Raw genomic sequence first — 420 nt, 5'->3', positions numbered from 1 at the left:
TTCCTGGGCCTGTACCTGTACTCGCTTCGCCTGTCGCCGTGCCGTTAGACGTCACGCCGTTCGATTCTGTCACCACTAGACCGAAGGTTTCATCGCCTTCATAGACATTGTCGTCTGCAGTCGGAACGGTCACAGTAATCGCTGTCACGCCCGCTGGGATCGTCACGTTGCCGCTTCCATCCACCGTCAGAGTTTGTGTCTGGTTAGTTCCATCGACGTAAGTCACCACCATGTCACCAAGGTCGTTGGCTTCTGCTGTGTAGTTACCGTCCGTCGTTGGCGCTAGATTCACCACCACTGGCGCTTCGGTTTCATTCGACAGTGACACGGTGAAGACCGCATCTGTCCCTTCGTTCACGTCACCCGCGTCAGTCACAGATAATGCTGGCTTATCGTTGTCTGGGGTTCCTGGGCCTGTAC

Annotated in this window: 1 protein-coding gene; it reads right to left on the bottom strand. The window is 55.7% G+C overall.

The window, feature by feature from the left end; all coding sequences use genetic code 11:
- Positions 1 to 420 (bottom strand): Calx-beta domain-containing protein (locus tag AACT19_RS25335; protein ID WP_207551979.1); only part of this gene is annotated, 420 nt, incomplete at both ends.

It is taken from the genome of Vibrio sp. 10N.222.47.A9 (genome assembly GCF_963872585.1).
GTDB lineage: Bacteria > Pseudomonadota > Gammaproteobacteria > Enterobacterales > Vibrionaceae > Vibrio > Vibrio splendidus.
This window is presented reverse-complemented; position numbering and strand designations above follow the sequence as displayed.